The sequence below is a fragment of the Enterobacter cloacae complex sp. P43RS genome, from assembly GCF_014930585.1.
Lineage (GTDB): Bacteria > Pseudomonadota > Gammaproteobacteria > Enterobacterales > Enterobacteriaceae > Enterobacter > Enterobacter bugandensis.
Window position 1 is genome coordinate 53,939 of record NZ_JADBRJ010000014.1, and the last position, 17,031, is coordinate 70,969.

Annotated in this window: 18 protein-coding genes; 14 read left to right on the forward strand and 4 right to left on the reverse strand. The window is 56.8% G+C overall.

The genetic code is table 11. The features are described from left to right. Positions 1-6: 6 nt before the first annotated feature. Positions 7-627, forward strand: a complete 621-nt coding sequence (rhtC, locus tag IM294_RS20100; protein ID WP_010426287.1) for a threonine export protein RhtC — start codon at positions 7-9, stop codon at positions 625-627. Here the strand turns inward: rhtC and rhtB are convergent. Then, positions 624-1,244 carry a homoserine/homoserine lactone efflux protein gene (rhtB, locus tag IM294_RS20105; RefSeq protein ID WP_028014786.1) on the reverse strand — a complete coding sequence of 207 codons (621 nt, stop codon included), beginning with the start codon at positions 1,242-1,244 and terminating at the stop codon, positions 624-626. The genes rhtC and rhtB overlap by 4 nt on opposite strands. A gap of 111 nt (positions 1,245-1,355) precedes the next feature. Here rhtB and pldB point away from each other — a divergent pair, with 111 nt between their 5' ends. The 3 genes from pldB (at position 1,356) to IM294_RS20120 (ending at position 4,156) form a co-directional block, all read left to right on the forward strand. Beyond that, positions 1,356-2,348 (forward strand): lysophospholipase L2, encoded by a 993-nt coding sequence (gene pldB / locus IM294_RS20110; protein ID WP_041911835.1) that lies wholly within the window; start codon positions 1,356-1,358, stop codon positions 2,346-2,348. A gap of 25 nt (positions 2,349-2,373) precedes the next feature. Continuing rightward, positions 2,374-3,174 carry a sugar/pyridoxal phosphate phosphatase YigL gene (gene yigL / locus IM294_RS20115; RefSeq protein ID WP_028014784.1) on the forward strand — a complete coding sequence of 267 codons (801 nt, stop codon included), beginning with the start codon at positions 2,374-2,376 and terminating at the stop codon, positions 3,172-3,174. An 82-nt stretch (positions 3,175-3,256) separates the two neighbouring features. Beyond that, on the forward strand, positions 3,257-4,156 hold the full coding sequence (locus tag IM294_RS20120; RefSeq protein WP_032644934.1) for a carboxylate/amino acid/amine transporter: 900 nt from the start codon (positions 3,257-3,259) through the stop codon (positions 4,154-4,156). On the opposite strand, the gene metR is transcribed toward IM294_RS20120, so the two are convergent. Next, a complete protein-coding gene (metR, locus tag IM294_RS20125; RefSeq protein WP_028014783.1) occupies positions 4,044-4,997 on the reverse strand; it encodes an HTH-type transcriptional regulator MetR in 954 nt (317 codons plus the stop codon). The two genes, IM294_RS20120 and metR, sit on opposite strands and share 113 nt — an antisense overlap. Positions 4,998-5,112: 115 nt before the next feature. Here metR and metE point away from each other — a divergent pair, with 115 nt between their 5' ends. Beyond that, positions 5,113-7,374: a 5-methyltetrahydropteroyltriglutamate--homocysteine S-methyltransferase gene (gene metE / locus IM294_RS20130; protein WP_126818779.1), complete on the forward strand. Its 2,262-nt coding sequence runs from the start codon at positions 5,113-5,115 to the stop codon at positions 7,372-7,374. A gap of 43 nt (positions 7,375-7,417) precedes the next feature. On the opposite strand, the gene IM294_RS20135 is transcribed toward metE, so the two are convergent. Next, positions 7,418-8,224: a dienelactone hydrolase family protein gene (locus tag IM294_RS20135; protein ID WP_047366706.1), complete on the reverse strand. Its 807-nt coding sequence runs from the start codon at positions 8,222-8,224 to the stop codon at positions 7,418-7,420. Between the two features lie 255 nt (positions 8,225-8,479). On the opposite strand from IM294_RS20135, the gene udp reads away from it, so the two are divergent. The 9 genes from udp (at position 8,480) to tatD (ending at position 16,390) form a co-directional block, all read left to right on the forward strand. After that, entirely contained in the window at positions 8,480-9,241 is a 762-nt protein-coding gene (gene udp, locus IM294_RS20140; protein WP_003860792.1) for a uridine phosphorylase, read from the forward strand. 139 nt (positions 9,242-9,380) lie between these two features. Next, positions 9,381-10,838 carry a DNA recombination protein RmuC gene (gene rmuC / locus IM294_RS20145; RefSeq protein WP_126818780.1) on the forward strand — a complete coding sequence of 486 codons (1,458 nt, stop codon included), beginning with the start codon at positions 9,381-9,383 and terminating at the stop codon, positions 10,836-10,838. Positions 10,839-10,904: 66 nt separating this feature from the next. Next, positions 10,905-11,660: a bifunctional demethylmenaquinone methyltransferase/2-methoxy-6-polyprenyl-1,4-benzoquinol methylase UbiE gene (gene ubiE, locus IM294_RS20150; RefSeq protein WP_028014779.1), complete on the forward strand. Its 756-nt coding sequence runs from the start codon at positions 10,905-10,907 to the stop codon at positions 11,658-11,660. A gap of 13 nt (positions 11,661-11,673) precedes the next feature. Further along, entirely contained in the window at positions 11,674-12,279 is a 606-nt protein-coding gene (gene ubiJ, locus IM294_RS20155; RefSeq protein ID WP_126818781.1) for a ubiquinone biosynthesis protein UbiJ, read from the forward strand. Further along, entirely contained in the window at positions 12,276-13,916 is a 1,641-nt protein-coding gene (ubiB, locus tag IM294_RS20160) for a ubiquinone biosynthesis regulatory protein kinase UbiB (protein WP_126818782.1), read from the forward strand. The genes ubiJ and ubiB overlap by 4 nt, the downstream gene beginning before the upstream one ends. Positions 13,917-13,992: 76 nt before the next feature. Beyond that, positions 13,993-14,247 carry a Sec-independent protein translocase subunit TatA gene (tatA, locus tag IM294_RS20165; RefSeq protein WP_013099238.1) on the forward strand — a complete coding sequence of 85 codons (255 nt, stop codon included), beginning with the start codon at positions 13,993-13,995 and terminating at the stop codon, positions 14,245-14,247. Positions 14,248-14,250: 3 nt separating this feature from the next. Beyond that, positions 14,251-14,793 (forward strand): Sec-independent protein translocase protein TatB, encoded by a 543-nt coding sequence (gene tatB / locus IM294_RS20170; RefSeq protein ID WP_028014776.1) that lies wholly within the window; start codon positions 14,251-14,253, stop codon positions 14,791-14,793. Positions 14,794-14,795: 2 nt separating this feature from the next. Continuing rightward, positions 14,796-15,566 (forward strand): Sec-independent protein translocase subunit TatC, encoded by a 771-nt coding sequence (tatC, locus tag IM294_RS20175; protein WP_126818783.1) that lies wholly within the window; start codon positions 14,796-14,798, stop codon positions 15,564-15,566. Positions 15,567-15,607: 41 nt separating this feature from the next. After that, on the forward strand, positions 15,608-16,390 hold the full coding sequence (gene tatD / locus IM294_RS20180) for a 3'-5' ssDNA/RNA exonuclease TatD (protein ID WP_126818784.1): 783 nt from the start codon (positions 15,608-15,610) through the stop codon (positions 16,388-16,390). Here tatD and rfaH read toward each other — a convergent pair. Further along, the gene (gene rfaH / locus IM294_RS20185) at positions 16,387-16,878 is read right to left on the reverse strand and encodes a transcription/translation regulatory transformer protein RfaH (protein WP_047366709.1); all 492 of its coding nucleotides are present in this window, start codon (positions 16,876-16,878) and stop codon (positions 16,387-16,389) included. The genes tatD and rfaH overlap by 4 nt on opposite strands. Between the last annotated feature and the right edge of the window lie 153 nt (positions 16,879-17,031).

The following is a 17,031-nucleotide window of genomic DNA, read 5'->3' on the forward strand; positions in this document are numbered from 1 at the left end:
CTAATTATGTTAATGCTATTTCTCACCGTGGCGTTAGTGCACATCGTTGCGCTGATGAGCCCTGGACCAGACTTTTTCTTCGTGTCGCAAACTGCCGTCAGCCGCTCCCGCAAAGAGGCGATGATGGGCGTGCTCGGTATTACCATGGGCGTTATGGTCTGGGCGGCGGTCGCGCTGCTCGGTCTGAACCTGATCCTGGCGAAGATGGCGTGGCTGCATAACATCATTATGGTTGGCGGCGGGCTGTACCTGTGCTGGATGGGCTACCAGATGCTGCGCGGGGCGCTGAAGAAAGAAGAGAAAAAACCGGAAGAGCCAAAGGTAGAGCTGGCAACGGGCGGCCGCAGCTTTGTAAAAGGGCTCCTGACTAACCTGGCAAACCCGAAAGCGATTATCTATTTCGGATCCGTGTTCTCGCTGTTTGTGGGTGACAGCGTCGGCGCAGGCGCGCGCTGGGGGATCTTCCTGCTGATCGTTGTTGAGACGTTCGCCTGGTTCACTATTGTTGCCAGCCTGTTCGCCTTACCGGCGATGCGCCGCGGCTATCAGCGCATCGCGAAGTGGATCGACGGCTTTGCCGGCGCGCTGTTCGCCGGCTTCGGCATTCATCTCATCATTTCTCGCTAAGCATGACGCGCTGACGCAAGCAGCGCGCCAACCAGCATAAACAGCGAACCAAAGACTTTATTCAGGGCCTTCATCTGCTTAGGCCCTTTGATCCACGCCGCTATCCGCTGCGCCAGCGTCGCGTAACCAATCATGACGATGATATCGACGATGATGGTTGTCGCGCCCAGCACCACATACTGCATCACCTGGGGCTGATGTGGCACGATAAACTGTGGGAACAGGGCGGCGAGGAACACGATGCTTTTCGGGTTCGTCAGGTTCACGAACACCGCGCGCTTAAACAGATGGCCGCGCGTTTGCGTCCTGGAGAGCGTATTCAGGTCAATCGAGCCTGCCGCGCGCCACTGCTGGATACCGAGCCAAATCAGATACGCCGCACCGGCCCACTTCAGCACTTCAAACGCCAGCACCGAACGAGAGAACAGCGTCCCCAGACCAATCCCCACCAGCACAATATGAATGCCGAGCCCGGTCTGTAAACCGGCAATGGACGCCGCCGCACCGCGATAGCCGTGGTTGATGGAGGTGGTCATAGTGTTAATGGCGCCAGAGCCGGGTGAAAGGCTAAGGATGATTGATGTCAGCAGGTAGGCGAACCACCACTCGAAGGTCATTTGAAGCTCCCGAACCGTCTATTTTTATGCCACAATACGCTATTGTTGAGTCATTTTGTGACCAGTGACGAAAAAAAACGATATTCCCTGGATTACGTGAGTGGAAACCCAATGTTTCAGCAGAAAAAGGACTGGGAAACACGAGAAAACGCGTTTGCTGCTTTCTCAATGGGGCCGCTGACCGATTTCTGGCGGCAGCGTGAGGAAGACGAGTTTACGGGCGTCGGTGGCATCCCGGTGCGCTTCGTTCGCTTCCGCAATGAAAAAAATGACCGGGTGATCGTGGTCTGCCCCGGGCGTATCGAAAGCTACGTTAAATATGCCGAACTGGCCTACGACCTGGTCAACATGGGGTTTGACGTGCTGATCATCGACCACCGTGGACAGGGGCTGTCAGGGCGCATGCTGCCGGATACGCACCGCGGGCATGTGGATCACTTCAGCGATTATGTCGACGATTTTGCCGCGTTCTGGCAGCAGGAAGTTCAGCCCGGCCCCTGGCGCAAGCGGTACATCCTTGCGCACTCCATGGGCGGCGCCATTTCGACGCTGTTTTTGCAGCGGTATGAGCACCAGTGCGACGCCATTGCGCTCACCGCGCCGATGTACGGTATTGTCATTCGTTTTCCCGACTGGATGGTGCGTCATCTTCTCGACTGGGCTGAGGGCCATCAGCGCATTCGTGAAGGCTATGCCATCGGAACCGGACGCTGGCGCGCATTGCCGTTCGCCATCAACGTCTTAACCCACAGTCGGCAGCGCTATCGCCGCAACCTGCGCTTTTATGCCGATGAACCGCGCTTGCGCGTCGGCGGCCCGACCTGGCACTGGGTGCGTGAGGGTATTCTGGCCGGTGAGCAGGTGCTGGCAGGCGTAGGCGATGATGACACGCCGACGCTTCTGATTCAGGCGGAAGAAGAGCGTGTGGTGGATAACCGCATGCATGACCGCTATTGTGAATTGCGCGCTGCCGCCGGTCACCCTTGTGAAGGGGGTAAACCGCTGGTCATCAACGGCGCGTACCATGAGATCCTTTTTGAAAAGGACGCTATGCGCTCAGTCGCGCTTAACGCCATCGTCGAGTTTTTCGACCGGCATAACTGATTTTCTATTGAGGTTAAATTTTCCTATGTACCAGGTTGTTGCATCTGATTTAGATGGCACGCTGCTTTCCCCCGACCACACCCTGTCGCCTTATGCGAAAGAGACCTTAAAGCTTCTGACCGCCCGTGGCGTGAACTTTGTGTTCGCTACCGGCCGCCACCACGTGGACGTGGGGCAGATCCGCGATAATCTGGAGATCAAGTCGTACATGATCACCTCCAACGGTGCGCGCGTGCATGATACCGACGGCAACCTGATCTTCACCCATAACCTGGATCGCGATATTGCCGCCGATCTCTTCGGCGTGGTGCATAACAATCCGGCTATCGTCACCAACGTATACCGTGACGACGAATGGTTCATGAACCGCCACCGCCCGGATGAAATGCGTTTCTTCAAGGAAGCGGTATTCAACTACTCCCTGTATGAGCCGGGCCTGCTGGATCCAGAGGGGATCAGCAAGGTGTTCTTTACCTGCGACAGCCACGAAGAGCTGCTGCCGCTTGAGCAGGCGATCAACGCCCGCTGGGGCGATCGCGTCAACGTGAGCTTCTCCACCCTGACCTGTCTGGAAGTGATGGCGGGCGGCGTTTCTAAAGGTCACGCGCTCGAAGCGGTTGCGAAACGTCTGGGCTTCGCGCTTAAAGACTGTATCGCCTTTGGCGACGGCATGAACGACGCCGAGATGCTCTCTATGGCGGGCAAAGGCTGCATCATGGAAAACGCGCACCAGCGCCTGAAGGATCTGCATCCGGAGCTGGAAGTCATCGGCACCAACGCAGACAACGCGGTACCGAAATACCTGCGCAAACTGTTCCTTGAATAATCTTCATTCGGTTGTTTATTGTTCAGTTGTCAACTAAAGAGTTCGCTACAATGCCTGTCCTTCTTTCTGAGAGACAAGCATTGTGGCGCTACTCATTATCACCACTATCCTGTGGGCCTTCTCCTTTAGCCTGATTGGCGAATACCTTGCCGGTTCGGTCGACAGTTACTTCTCGGTGCTGATGCGCGTGGGGCTGGCGGCGCTGGTGTTCCTGCCGTTCCTGCGCACGCGCGGGCAATCGCTGAAAACCATTCTGCTGTACATGCTGGTGGGGGCGATGCAGCTTGGCATCATGTATCTGTTCAGCTTCCGGGCTTACGTCTACCTGTCCGTCTCCGAATTCCTGCTTTTTACCGTGCTGACGCCGCTCTATATCACGCTGATTTACGATCTGCTCAGCAGGCGCCGCCTGCGCTGGGGATATCTGCTAAGCGCCGCGCTGGCGGTTATTGGCGCGGCGATCATTCGCTACGACAAAGTGAGCGATCACTTCTGGACAGGGCTGATGTTCGTCCAGCTTGCCAACATCAGCTTTGCCATTGGTATGGTGGGCTATAAGCGCCTGATGGAAACCCGCCCGATGCCGCAGCACAACGCGTTTGCGTGGTTCTATATGGGCGCGGCGATCGTCGCGGTGGCGGCGTGGTTTATGCTCGGCAACCCGCAAAAGCTGCCGACCACCACCGTGCAGTGGAGCGTTCTGGTCTGGCTGGGCGTGGTGGCGTCGGGGCTGGGGTACTTTATGTGGAACTACGGCGCTACGCAGGTAGACGCCGGTACGCTGGGGATCATGAACAACGTGCACGTCCCGGCGGGGCTGCTGGTGAACCTCGCCATCTGGCAGGAACAGCCGCACTGGCCGAGCTTCCTTATTGGGGGGGCGGTGATCCTGGCTTCACTGTGGGTCCATCGCCGCTGGGTCGCTCCGCGCTCCGCACAAACGGAAGATGGTCGCACGCGTGGTTCCGCGCTGAGCGAATAAACGCCTCCGTAACCGGCTGACGCTGCTCGCCATCGCGCACGGCGGCGTACAGCCGGCTCCACAGTCCTTCCCCCAGGGTTTTGGTGACCACCAGACCCTGGCGTTCAAAGCTCTCCACCACCCAGTGCGGCAGCGCCGCGATACCCATGCTGGCCGCCACCATTTGGATCAGCAGCAGGGTGTTATCCACGCTTTTCAGCTGCGGGCTGATGCCTGCCGGCTGCAGGAAATGACGCCAGATATCCAGGCGGCTGCGCTGAACCGGGTAAATCAGCAGCGTTTCTGTCGCCAGATCTTCCGGCGTAATGCGCGTTTTGGCCGCCAGCGGATGGTCCGGCGCCAGCACCAGACGCACCTCAAAATCAAACATCGGCGAATAGTGCAGGCCGCTCCGCGGCAGGATGTCGGACGTCATCACCAGATCCAGCTCGCCCTGCTGGAGCGAGGGCTGCGGGTCGAACGTCACGCCGGATTTAAAGTCCATCTCCACCTGCGGCCACTTCTGGCGAAAGTTCTCAAGCGCGGGGGTCAGCCACTGAATACAGCTGTGGCACTCAATGGCGATCCGCAGTTTGGTCTGCTGCGGCTCGTTACACGCCTGCAGCGCGCTGGCGATCTGCGGCAGTACCTGATTCGCCAGTTGAAGAAGAATTTCACCCTGCGGCGTAAAGCGCAAAGGCTGGCTCTTACGCACAAAAAGACGAAATCCGAGGCGTTGTTCCAGATCGCTGAACTGGTGAGAAAGGGCGGACTGGGTCTGGTGCAGCGTGGCCGCCGCCGCCGCGAGCGAACCGCAGTTCCGCAACGCTTGTAGCGTTTTCAGGTGTTTAATCTCGATCATGAAAGTCCTTCACTCCGCCATGAACATTTTGCGCTTGAGGAATATACAGTACCTGCCAATTATAGATGTGTAAACATCTGGACGTCTAAATAACAAATTTCACAAGGGGCATACCATGACAATCCGCACTCACACTCTCGGTTTTCCTCGCGTTGGCCTGCGTCGCGAGCTGAAAAAAGCGCAAGAAAGCTACTGGGCGGGCAACGCCACCCGTGAAGAACTCCTGGCGGTGGGGCGGGAGCTGCGCGCCCGTCACTGGGATCAGCAAAAACAGGCGGGTATTGACCTGCTGCCTGTGGGCGATTTCGCCTGGTACGACCATGTTCTGACGACCAGCCTGCTGCTGGGCAACGTGCCGGCTCGTCATCAGAACAAAGATGGATCGGTGGATATCGACACCCTGTTCCGCATCGGCCGTGGCCGCGCGCCAACGGGTGAGCCAGCGGCAGCGGCGGAAATGACCAAGTGGTTTAACACCAACTATCACTATATGGTGCCGGAATTCGTCAAAGGTCAGCAGTTTACGCTGACCTGGACGCAGCTTCTGGACGAAGTGGATGAAGCGCTGGCGCTGGGCCACCAGGTGAAGCCCGTATTGCTGGGGCCGGTAACATACCTGTGGCTGGGTAAAGTGAAGGGCGAACAATTTGACCGCCTCAGCCTGCTGAACGATATTCTGCCGGTCTATAAGCAGGTGCTGATTGAGCTGGGCAAGCGCGGCATTCAGTGGGTGCAAATCGACGAACCCGCGCTGGTGCTGGAGCTACCGCAGGAGTGGCTCGATGCCTTCAAAGCGGCGTATGACGCGCTCACCGGCCAGGTGAAGCTGCTGCTGACCACCTATTTCGAGGGCGTGACGCCGAACCTCGACACTATCACCGCGCTGCCGGTTCAGGGCCTGCACGTTGACCTGGTTCACGGTAAGGACGATGTCTCAGAGCTGCACAAGCGCCTGCCTGAGGAGTGGTTGCTCTCCGCCGGTCTGGTCAACGGCCGTAACGTCTGGCGCGCCGATCTGACCGAGAAATACACCCAAATTAAAGACATCGTCGGCAAACGCGAGCTATGGGTGGCATCATCCTGCTCGCTGCTGCACAGCCCGATCGATCTGAGCGTGGAGACCCGCCTGGACGCGGAGGTGAAAAGCTGGTTTGCCTTCGCCCTGCAAAAATGTGAAGAGCTGGCACTGCTGCGCGACGCGCTCAACAGCGGCGACACGGCGGCGATTACCGACTGGAGCGCACCGATTCAGGCGCGTCGTCACTCGGCTCGCGTGCACAACCCGGCGGTAGAAAAACGTCTGGCGGCCATCACCGCCCGGGACAGCCAGCGTCAGAGCCCGTATGAGGTACGTGCCGAAGCCCAGCGCGCCCGCTTCAATCTTCCCGCGTGGCCGACCACGACCATCGGTTCATTCCCGCAAACTACCGAGATCCGCGGCCTGCGTCTGGACTTCAAAAAGGGCAATCTGGACGCGAATCATTACCGCACCGGCATTGCGGAACACATCAAGCAGGCGATTATCGAGCAGGAACGCCTCGGGCTGGACGTGCTGGTGCACGGTGAAGCCGAGCGTAACGACATGGTGGAATATTTCGGTGAGCACCTGGACGGCTTCGTCTTTATCCAGAACGGCTGGGTGCAGAGCTACGGCTCCCGCTGCGTGAAGCCGCCGGTGGTCATTGGCGACGTCAGCCGCCCGGAACCGATCACGGTGGAGTGGGCGAAGTACGCCCAGTCCCTGACCGACAAGCCGGTAAAAGGCATGCTGACCGGCCCGGTGACCATTCTCTGCTGGTCGTTCCCGCGCGAAGACGTGACCCGTGAAACCATCGCCAAACAGATCGCCCTGGCGCTGCGTGATGAAGTGGCGGATCTGGAGGCGGCGGGGGTTGGCATCATCCAGATTGACGAACCGGCGCTGCGCGAAGGTTTGCCGCTGCGCCGCAGCGACTGGGATGCTTACCTGCAGTGGGGCGTGGAAGCGTTCCGCATCAACGCCGCAGTGGCGAAGGACGACACCCAGATCCACACCCATATGTGTTACTGCGAATTTAACGACATCATGGATTCGATTGCCGCGCTGGATGCAGACGTGATCACCATCGAGACCTCGCGTTCAGACATGGAGCTGCTGGAGTCGTTTGAAGAGTTCGACTACCCGAACGAAATTGGGCCGGGCGTATATGACATTCACTCCCCGAACGTGCCGAGCGTAGAGTGGATTGAAGCGCTGCTGAGGAAAGCTGCCCAGCGTATCCCGGCAGAACGCCTGTGGGTAAACCCGGACTGCGGCCTGAAAACCCGCGGCTGGCCGGAGACGCGTGCGGCGCTCGCCAACATGGTGAAGGCGGCGCAGAACTTACGTCAGGCTTGATGACGCGCAGGCCCGGTAAGGCGCAGCCGCCACCGGGCTTTTTTTATGCTTTCTTCCCGCCGTACTGGCTAAACCATGCCAGCATTCTCTGCCAGCCATCTTTAGCGGACTCCGCGTGATAGCTCGGACGATAATCGGCATTAAACGCGTGTCCGGCATCGGGATACACCACGATTTCGGCCTTCGCGTTCGCCGCCCGCAGCGCGTGGCGCATCGTCTCGACGGTATCAAGCGGAATGCCGGTATCCTGGCCGCCATACAGCCCTAACACCGGGGCATTGAGATCGGTAGCGATATCAACCGGATGCTTCGGTGAGTTCAGCGTCTTTTCGCCCACCAGTTTGCCGTACCAGGCAACGGCGGCTTTCAGCTGCGGGTTATGCGCGGCATACAGCCAGCTAATGCGTCCACCCCAGCAGAAACCGGTGACCATTAAGCGGTGCGGGTCGCCGCCGTTGCGCGCCGCCCAGCTGGCGACGTGGTCTAGGTCTGCCAGCACCTGCGCGTCCGGCACTTTGCTGACCAGGTTGCTGAAGAGCGTCGGGATATCACTGTAGTCATTCGGATCGCCCTGACGGAAGTAGAGCTCTGGCGCAACGGCCAGATAACCCTCCAGCGCCAGGCGGCGGCAGAGGTCGCGAATATGTTCGTGAACGCCGAAAATCTCCTGAACCACAATCACGATGGGCAGCGGGCCGTCTGCTGACTTTGGCCGCGCGTGATATGCAGGCATATTTTCCCCCTGAGAGGGGATGGAGGTCTCGCCTGCCGTAATGGCCTCTTCTGAGGTTGAGACGATGGTTGAAGCATGCGGAGCCGCAGCAGGTGCAAATCCGGTTTTTTCAGTCATGGCATTCTCCGTACCAATGAGTTAGCGCAAAGGTAAATATAGACACCAGGTTAACAACTCACAGTGCCTTAAACGGTCTATCTTTTGTGCAGCACCCGACGATATAACTTGTTAATGTGATGTGAATCACTTTTTGATGGAAATTCAATGCAATCATTTTCATTCATGGTGAGATGCGTCACGAAATTATGCTTACCGCTTCTGTAAAGTACCGTTTTACTTCTTCTGACTAACCGACCCACAGAGGAGTCACCTATGTCTAAGTCTGATGTTTTTCATCTCGGCCTCACTAAAAACGATTTACAAGGGGCTACGCTCGCTATCGTCCCTGGCGACCCAGAGCGTGTGGAAAAGATCGCCGCGCTGATGGATAAGCCGGTCAAGCTGGCTGCCCATCGTGAATTCACCACCTGGCGCGCAGAGCTGGATGGCAAAGCGGTGATTGTGTGCTCTACCGGTATCGGTGGCCCGTCTACCTCTATTGCCGTGGAAGAGCTGGCGCAGCTGGGCATTCGTACTTTCCTGCGTATCGGCACCACCGGCGCGATTCAGCCGCACATTAACGTCGGCGACGTGCTGGTGACGACCGCATCCGTGCGTCTGGACGGCGCAAGCCTGCACTTTGCACCGATGGAATTCCCGGCAGTGGCTGACTTCGAGTGCACCACCGCGCTGGTTGAAGCGGCGAAATCCGTGGGCGCAACCACTCATGTGGGCGTAACTGCCTCTTCTGATACCTTCTATCCGGGCCAGGAGCGTTACGACACCTTCTCAGGCCGCGTAGTGAGCCGCTTCAAAGGCTCAATGGAAGAGTGGCAATCCATGGGCGTGATGAACTACGAGATGGAATCCGCAACGCTGCTGACCATGTGCGCAAGCCAGGGTCTGCGTGCCGGTATGGTGGCGGGTGTTATCGTCAACCGTACCCAGCAGGAGATCCCGAACGCCGAAACCATGAAGCAGACCGAAAGTCACGCGGTGAAAATCGTGGTTGAAGCGGCTCGCCGCCTGATCTAGTCCTCCTCTCTGAGATAAAAGGCCGACGCGTTCGGCCTTTATTTTTTGCGTAGCGCCTCGCAGGAAAACCCTTTCAAACTGGACGTTTATACAGCACAATCTTATTTTGTGCGGGTAATACGTTGATGCAGGGGGCATTGTGGATATCTCAATCCTTATTTATGCGGTAATTGCGCTGGCGGGCGTGGCGATAGGCTGGCTGATATCCAGCTATCAGCATGCACAGCAGAAGGCCGAGCAACTGGCTGAACGCGAAGAGATCGTCGCCGATTTAAGCGCCGCAAAACAGCAGCTTGCCCTAAGCGACCACTGGCGCGACGAGTGTGAACTGCTCAATAACGAACTGCGTAACCTGCGTGATATCAACACCTCGCTGGAGGCCGATCTCCGCGAAGTGACTACCCGCCTTGAATCCACCCAGCTGCATGCCGAAGACAAAATCCGCCAGATGATCAACAGCGAGCAGCGCCTCAGCGAGCAGTTCGAGAACCTCGCCAACCGTATTTTCGAGCACAGCAACCGCCGCGTTGATGAGCAAAATCGCCAGAGCCTGAACAGCCTGCTGACGCCGCTGCGCGAACAGCTGGACGGCTTTCGCCGTCAGGTACAGGACAGCTTTGGTCAGGAAGCCCGCGAACGCCACACGCTGGCGCATGAGATCCGCAATCTTCAACAGCTGAATGCCCAGATGGCGCAGGAGGCGGTCAACCTGACGCGGGCGCTGAAAGGCGATAACAAAACCCAGGGTAACTGGGGGGAAGTGGTGCTCACCCGCGTGCTGGAGGCCTCTGGCCTGCGGGAAGGGTATGAATACGAAACGCAGGTGAGTATCGAAAACGATGCCCGCTCGCGAATGCAGCCGGATGTGATTGTGCGTCTGCCGCAGGGCAAAGATGTGGTCATTGACGCCAAAATGACGCTGGTGGCCTATGAGCGCTACTTCAACGCTGAAGATGACTGTACGCGCGAATCGGCGCTGCAGGAGCACATTGCCTCCGTGCGTAACCATATTCGCCTGCTGGGCAGAAAAGATTATCAGCAGCTGCCGGGGCTGCGCTCGCTGGACTACGTGCTGATGTTTATCCCGGTCGAACCCGCGTTTTTGCTGGCGCTCGACAGACAGCCCGAACTGATCACCGAAGCGCTGAAAAATAACATTATGCTGGTCAGCCCCACCACGCTGCTGGTGGCCTTACGCACCATTGCGAACCTGTGGCGCTACGAACACCAGAGCCGTAACGCCCAGCAGATTGCCGACCGCGCCAGCAAGCTGTACGACAAAATGCGCCTCTTCGTGGACGATATGTCCTCCGTCGGGCAAAGCCTGGATCGTGCGCAGGATAACTACCGCCAGGCGATGAAAAAGCTCTCCTCCGGGCGTGGCAACCTGCTGGCGCAGGCTGAAGCATTCCGCAGCCTGGGAGTGGAGGTTAAACGCGAGATTAATCCGGAATTGGTCGAACAGGCGACAGCCCAGGACGAAGAGTTCCGGCTGCGTGAGGGCGGGGATGAACAAAATACCCCCAACCAGGACAACGATTTAGCGGCGGATTTATCGCCAGACGAGCAGCCTGCGCGTTTCTTTCGCGGTGGTTGAATCGTAGGGCAATTGCGCCCAATCTGTTACACTTCACGAACATTTGACTGATTAGCAGGCTCTGAAATGGTTGACGATTCACAAGACACGACGCACTTTGGCTTTCAGACTGTAGCCAAAGCGCAGAAAGCTGACATGGTGGCCCACGTATTTCATTCCGTGGCGGCGAAGTACGATGTGATGAATGACTTGATGTCGTTCGGCATTCATCGCTTGTGGAAGCGTTTCACCATCGACTGCAGCGGTGTGCGTCGTGGACAAACGGTTCTCGATCTGGCTGGCGGTACGGGCGATCTGACGGCGAAATTCTCCCGTCTGGTGGGCGAAACCGGTCGCGTTGTACTGGCTGATATTAATGACTCCATGCTTAAAATGGGACGCGAAAAGCTGCGTAACATCGGCGTGGTGGGTAATGTGGAATACGTGCAGGCCAACGCCGAAGCGCTGCCGTTCCCGGACAATACTTTTGACTGCATCACGATTTCCTTCGGTCTGCGTAACGTCACCGATAAAGAAAAAGCACTGCGTTCCATGTACCGCGTGCTGAAGCCGGGTGGACGCCTGCTGGTGCTCGAGTTCTCTAAACCGATTATCGACCCGCTGAGCAAAGCCTACGACGCATATTCCTTCCACGTGCTGCCGCGTATTGGCGAACTGGTGGCAAACGACGCGGAAAGCTATCGCTATCTTGCGGAATCAATTCGCATGCATCCGGATCAGGACACCTTAAAAGCCATGATGCAGGATGCGGAATTTGAGAACGTTGAGTACTTCAACATGACGGCGGGTGTCGTCGCGCTGCATCGCGGTTACAAATTCTGAGTGGAGGTGTCCCGTGCCCTTTAAACCCTTAGTCACTGCAGGCATCGAGAATGTGCTGAATGCCTTCCTGTATCGCGCTCCGGCGCTGAAAGCCGCACGTCAGCGGCTAAACGGGAAGGTACTGCGCATTGTGTTAAAAGAGTTCTCGACGCCGCTCGTGCTGGTTTTCAGCGAACGTCAGCTTGACGTTCTGGGTGAGTGGGAAGGTGAAGCTGATTGCTCGGTCATTACCCATATGAGCGTGCTGCCAAAACTGCGCGATCGCCAGCAATTAACGGCGCTTATCCGCAGCGGTGAGCTGGAAGTGGAAGGCGATATCCAGGTCGTGCAGAACTTCGTTGCGCTCAGCGATCTGGCTGAGTTTGACCTGGCAGAGCTGCTGGCGCCTTTTATTGGCGACATCGCCGCTGAAGGGATCGGGAAAGTTATTCATGGCGGCACGGCGTTCCTGCGCAAAAATCTGCAACGCCAACAGCGTTATGCCGCAGAAGTGCTGACCGAAGAGTGGCGCATGGCGCCCGGGCCGCTGGAAGTTGCGTGGTTCGCAGAAGAGACGGCCGCGGTTGAACGTGCGGTTGATGCCCTAAGCAAACGGCTGGAAAAACTGGAGGGCAAATGACGCCTGGTGAAATTCGGCGCCTCTATTTTATCATCCACACCTTTTTGAGTTACGGGCTCGACGAGCTCATCCCCAAAATGCGTATCACGCTGCCGCTCAGGATCTGGCGGCGGACGCTGTTCTGGATGCCAAATCGCCATAAAGGTCAGCCGCTGGGTGAACGCCTGCGTCTGGCGCTGCAGGAGCTCGGCCCGGTATGGATTAAGTTCGGACAGATGCTCTCAACTCGCCGCGATCTCTTCCCGCCGCACATTGCCGATGAACTGGCGATGCTGCAGGACCGTGTCGCCCCGTTTGACGGGGTGAGAGCGAAGAAACAGATCGAGGAGGCGATGGGTAACCTTCCCGTTGAAACCTGGTTTGACGATTTCGAAATAGAACCGCTGGCGTCGGCTTCTATCGCTCAGGTGCACACTGCGCGTCTGAAAGAGAACGGCAAAGAGGTGGTGATCAAGGTGATCCGCCCGGATATCCTGCCGATTATCAAAGCCGACATGAAGCTAATTTATCGTCTGGCGCGCTGGGTTCCGCGTCTGCTGCCGGACGGCCGTCGACTGCGCCCGATGGAAGTGGTGCGGGAATATGAAAAAACGCTGATTGATGAGCTTAATCTGCTGCGTGAATCGGCAAACGCCATTCAGCTGCGCCGCAATTTTGAAAACAGCCCGATGCTCTACGTGCCTGAAGTCTATTCTGACTATTGCAGCCAGAACATGATGGTCATGGAGCGCATCTACGGTATTCCGGTTTCGGATGTGGTGGCCCTGGAGAAGCAGGGAACGAACATGAAGCTGCTGGCCGAACGTGGCGTGCAGGTCTTCTTTACCCAGGTATTCCGCGACAGTTTTTTCCATGCGGACATGCATCCGGGCAATATCTTCGTGAGCTATGAGCATCCTGAGGATCCGAAATACATCGGTATCGACTGCGGAATTGTGGGCTCGCTGAATAAAGAAGATAAACGTTATCTGGCTGAGAACTTCATCGCCTTCTTCAACCGCGACTACCGTAAGGTGGCCGAGCTGCATGTGGATTCCGGCTGGGTTCCGCCAGATACCAACGTCGAAGAGTTCGAGTTTGCTATCCGTACCGTTTGCGAACCGATTTTTGAAAAACCGCTGGCAGAGATCTCTTTTGGACACGTGCTGTTAAACCTGTTCAATACGGCCCGCCGCTTTAATATGGAAGTTCAGCCTCAGTTAGTTTTACTTCAGAAAACATTACTTTACGTTGAGGGTGTAGGTCGACAACTCTATCCTCAGTTAGACTTGTGGAAGACGGCTAAACCTTTCCTGGAATCCTGGATTAAGGATCAGGTTGGCCTTCCAGCGCTGGTGCGTTCGCTGAAAGAGAAAGGACCGTTCTGGATCGAAAAAATGCCTGAAATTCCTGAACTGGTTTACGACAGTTTGCGTCAGAGCAAGAACCTTCAGCACAGCATGGATAAAATCGCCCGCGAGCTTCAGTCCAGCCGTGTGCGCCAGGGACAGTCACGCTACCTCTTTGGCATTGGCGCAACGCTGCTGCTGAGCGGTACGCTGCTGCTGATCAACCGTCCTGACTGGCAGATGATGCCCGCCTGGCTGATGGCTGGCGGGATTGTTGTCTGGCTTGCAGGATGGAGAAAAACGCGCTGAGTTTGCATCGCCATCGACAGGTCGCATACGTATAATGCGACCTGACCAATTAATCATCTATCCCTGAGGAATATGTATGGGTGGTATCAGTATCTGGCAATTAGTCATTATTGCCGTCATCGTTGTGCTGCTGTTTGGCACCAAAAAGCTCGGTTCTATTGGTTCCGATCTGGGCGCGTCTATCAAAGGCTTCAAGAAAGCAATGAGCGATGATGAGAGCAAGCAGGATAAAACCAGCCAGGACGCTGACTTTACTGCTAAATCCATCTCCGATAAGCAGGAAGATGCCAAAAAGGAAGACGCTAAACGCCACGATAAAGAGCAGGTGTAAGTCGTGTTCGACATTGGTTTTAGTGAGCTGCTGCTGGTCTTTGTGATTGGTCTGATCGTGCTGGGACCGCAGCGTCTGCCGGTAGCGGTGAAAACCGTCGTGGGCTGGGTTCGAGCGCTAAGATCGCTGGCTTCGACCGTTCAGAACGAGCTGGCGCAGGAACTTAAGCTGCAGGAATTTCAGGAAAGCCTGAAAAAGGTTGAGAAGGCGAGCATGGATAACCTGACGCCGGAACTGAAAGCCTCAATGGATGAGCTGCGCGAAGCGGCGGAATCCATGAAGCGCTCTTACAGCGTTAACGATCCTGAAAAAGCGAGCGATGAAGCGAACACTATTCATAACCCGGTGGTGAAGGACAGCGAAGCGCAGCGTGAGGGCGTGACGCCAGCGAGTGCGGAGCACCAGGCCGCAGCGCCTGAACAAACGCCGCAGGAAACTGAACTGAAAAAACAGGCGCAGCCGGAAGAGCCGGTGGTAAAAGCGGCTGAAGCGAAACCCGCCGCGCCCGTTTCCGAATCATCCCCCTCGTCGAGTGATAAAGCGTAACTATGGCAGTAGATGATACTCAACCGCTTATTGCGCACCTTATTGAGCTGCGTAAGCGCCTGTTAAACTGCATTATTGCGGTATTCCTCATATTCCTGTGCCTGGTCTATTTCGCCAACGATATTTATCAGGTGGTTTCTGCGCCGCTGATCAAGCAGATGCCGCTGGGGGCAACGATGATTGCAACAGACGTTGCATCACCGTTTTTCACCCCGATTAAGCTAACCTTCTGGGTGTCGTTGATTGCGTCTGCACCCGTCATCCTTTATCAGGTATGGGCATTTGTGGCGCCAGCACTGTACAGGCACGAACGTAAACTGGTGATCCCGCTGCTGGTCTCCAGTTCGCTGCTGTTCTATATCGGCATGGCGTTTGCCTACTTCGTTGTCTTCCCGCTGGCCTTTGGCTTCCTGACGCATACCGCGCCGGAAGGGGTTCAGGTATCGACGGATATCGCCAGCTACCTCAGCTTTGTGATGGCGCTGTTTATGGCGTTCGGTGTGGCATTTGAAGTGCCGGTGGCCATTGTGCTGCTCTGCTGGGTTGGGGTAACCACCCCTGATGACCTGCGTAAGAAGCGTCCCTATATTCTGGTGGGCGCCTTCGTAGTCGGCATGCTGCTGACGCCGCCGGACGTCTTCTCACAAACGCTGCTGGCAATACCGATGTACTGCCTGTTTGAGGTTGGCGTATTCTTCTCGCGTTTCTACGTGGGAAAAGGACGCCGGTCGGACGATGAAGACGATGCGTCCGAAAAGACCACTGAAGAGTAAAACCAGCCGCCCGTCAGGGCGGTTGTTCTATGGGGAATCGCATGTTTGATATCGGACTCAACCTGACCAGCTCGCAGTTTGCGAAAGATCGTGACGAGGTGGTTGCGCGTGCTTTTGAGGCTGGCGTAAAAGGGCTGCTCCTGACCGGGACCAACCTGCATGAGAGCGAGCAGGCGCTGCTGTTGGCGCAACGCTATCAACACTGCTGGTCAACCGCCGGCGTCCACCCTCATGACAGCAGTCAGTGGACGGCGGAGAGCGTAGAAACCCTGCGCACGCTGGCAAAAACGGCAGAGGTGGTGGCTATTGGCGAGTGCGGGCTCGATTTTAACCGCAACTTCTCCACGCCTGAAGAACAGGAAAAGGCGTTCACTGCCCAGCTTGCGCTGGCGGCAGAGCTTGAAATGCCCGTCTTTATGCACTGTCGCGACGCGCATGAACGTTTTCTCGCACTGCTGGACCCGTGGCTGGATAAACTGCCCGGCGCAGTGCTCCACTGCTTCACCGGGTCTCGCCAGGAAGCGCTGGATTGCCTGAACCGCGGTTTGTATCTGGGGATCACCGGTTGGGTGTGTGATGAGCGCCGCGGGCTTGAGCTTCGCGAGCTGCTGCCGATAATCCCGGCAGACCGTTTGCTTCTTGAAACCGATGCGCCATACCTGCTGCCGCGAGATATGAAGCCCAAACCGGCATCGCGGCGAAACGAGCCCGCCTTGCTGGGGCACATTGTTGAGCGCGTAGCGCACTGGCGCGGAGAGGATCCGCACTGGCTTTCCGCGCAGACGGATGACAACGTGCGTCGCCTGTTCGGGATAAACGTTTAAACTTTGCGGAAGTCGGTGTTTTTCACGCTCTGCAGCACCTGCTTGTTCAGCAGATTGAGCAACAGCATGGAGCGCGCTTCACCGTCCGGCTCGGCGAAAATCGCCTGCAGGCCTTCGAATGCGCCTTCGGTAATGACGACGCTATCACCCGCGTAAGGGGTTTCCGGGTCGGTGATCCCTTCAGGCTGTTGATAAACAGACAGCTGATGAATGACGGTCGACGGAACGATTGCCGGGTGGGCACCAAAACGAACGAAGTGGCTGACGCCGCGCGTTGCGCTGATGGTAGTGGTGTGGATCACCTCAGGGTCGAACTCCACGAACAGATAGTTCGGGAATAAAGGCTCACTGACGGTTGTGCGCTTCCCGCGCTGCATTTTTTCAAGCGTGATCACGGGTGTCAGACAATTTACAGACTGACGTTCAAGATGTTCCTGCGCGCGCTGAAGTTGCCCGCGTTTGCAATACAGTAAATACCAGGCCTGCATAATCACTCTTTCCCTTAGTTCGGGGCGCAAGCATATCAAAACCCTGGAGGGATCGCTAAGTTGATTATAATGGGGGAAATTCGAACACAGCGGATAAGTTCACGCTAATTTAACAAAATTACAGCATCAAGCAGGCTTACGCCGTATAATGAA

What these genes read in the sequence shown, in the direction of transcription:
- IM294_RS20135 (WP_047366706.1), bottom strand. Translation starts at nt 8,224, where the DNA reads ATGACTGAAAAAACCGGATTTGCACCTGCTGCGGCTCCGCATGCTTCA.
- rhtB (WP_028014786.1), bottom strand. Translation starts at nt 1,244, where the DNA reads ATGACCTTCGAGTGGTGGTTCGCCTACCTGCTGACATCAATCATCCTT.
- tatD (WP_126818784.1), top strand. Translation starts at nt 15,608, where the DNA reads ATGTTTGATATCGGACTCAACCTGACCAGCTCGCAGTTTGCGAAAGAT.
- rfaH (WP_047366709.1), bottom strand. Translation starts at nt 16,878, where the DNA reads ATGCAGGCCTGGTATTTACTGTATTGCAAACGCGGGCAACTTCAGCGC.
- rhtC (WP_010426287.1), top strand. Translation starts at nt 7, where the DNA reads ATGTTAATGCTATTTCTCACCGTGGCGTTAGTGCACATCGTTGCGCTG.
- tatA (WP_013099238.1), top strand. Translation starts at nt 13,993, where the DNA reads ATGGGTGGTATCAGTATCTGGCAATTAGTCATTATTGCCGTCATCGTT.
- tatC (WP_126818783.1), top strand. Translation starts at nt 14,796, where the DNA reads ATGGCAGTAGATGATACTCAACCGCTTATTGCGCACCTTATTGAGCTG.
- ubiE (WP_028014779.1), top strand. Translation starts at nt 10,905, where the DNA reads ATGGTTGACGATTCACAAGACACGACGCACTTTGGCTTTCAGACTGTA.
- ubiB (WP_126818782.1), top strand. Translation starts at nt 12,276, where the DNA reads ATGACGCCTGGTGAAATTCGGCGCCTCTATTTTATCATCCACACCTTT.
- metR (WP_028014783.1), bottom strand. Translation starts at nt 4,997, where the DNA reads ATGATCGAGATTAAACACCTGAAAACGCTACAAGCGTTGCGGAACTGC.
- metE (WP_126818779.1), top strand. Translation starts at nt 5,113, where the DNA reads ATGACAATCCGCACTCACACTCTCGGTTTTCCTCGCGTTGGCCTGCGT.
- yigL (WP_028014784.1), top strand. Translation starts at nt 2,374, where the DNA reads ATGTACCAGGTTGTTGCATCTGATTTAGATGGCACGCTGCTTTCCCCC.
- udp (WP_003860792.1), top strand. Translation starts at nt 8,480, where the DNA reads ATGTCTAAGTCTGATGTTTTTCATCTCGGCCTCACTAAAAACGATTTA.
- pldB (WP_041911835.1), top strand. Translation starts at nt 1,356, where the DNA reads ATGTTTCAGCAGAAAAAGGACTGGGAAACACGAGAAAACGCGTTTGCT.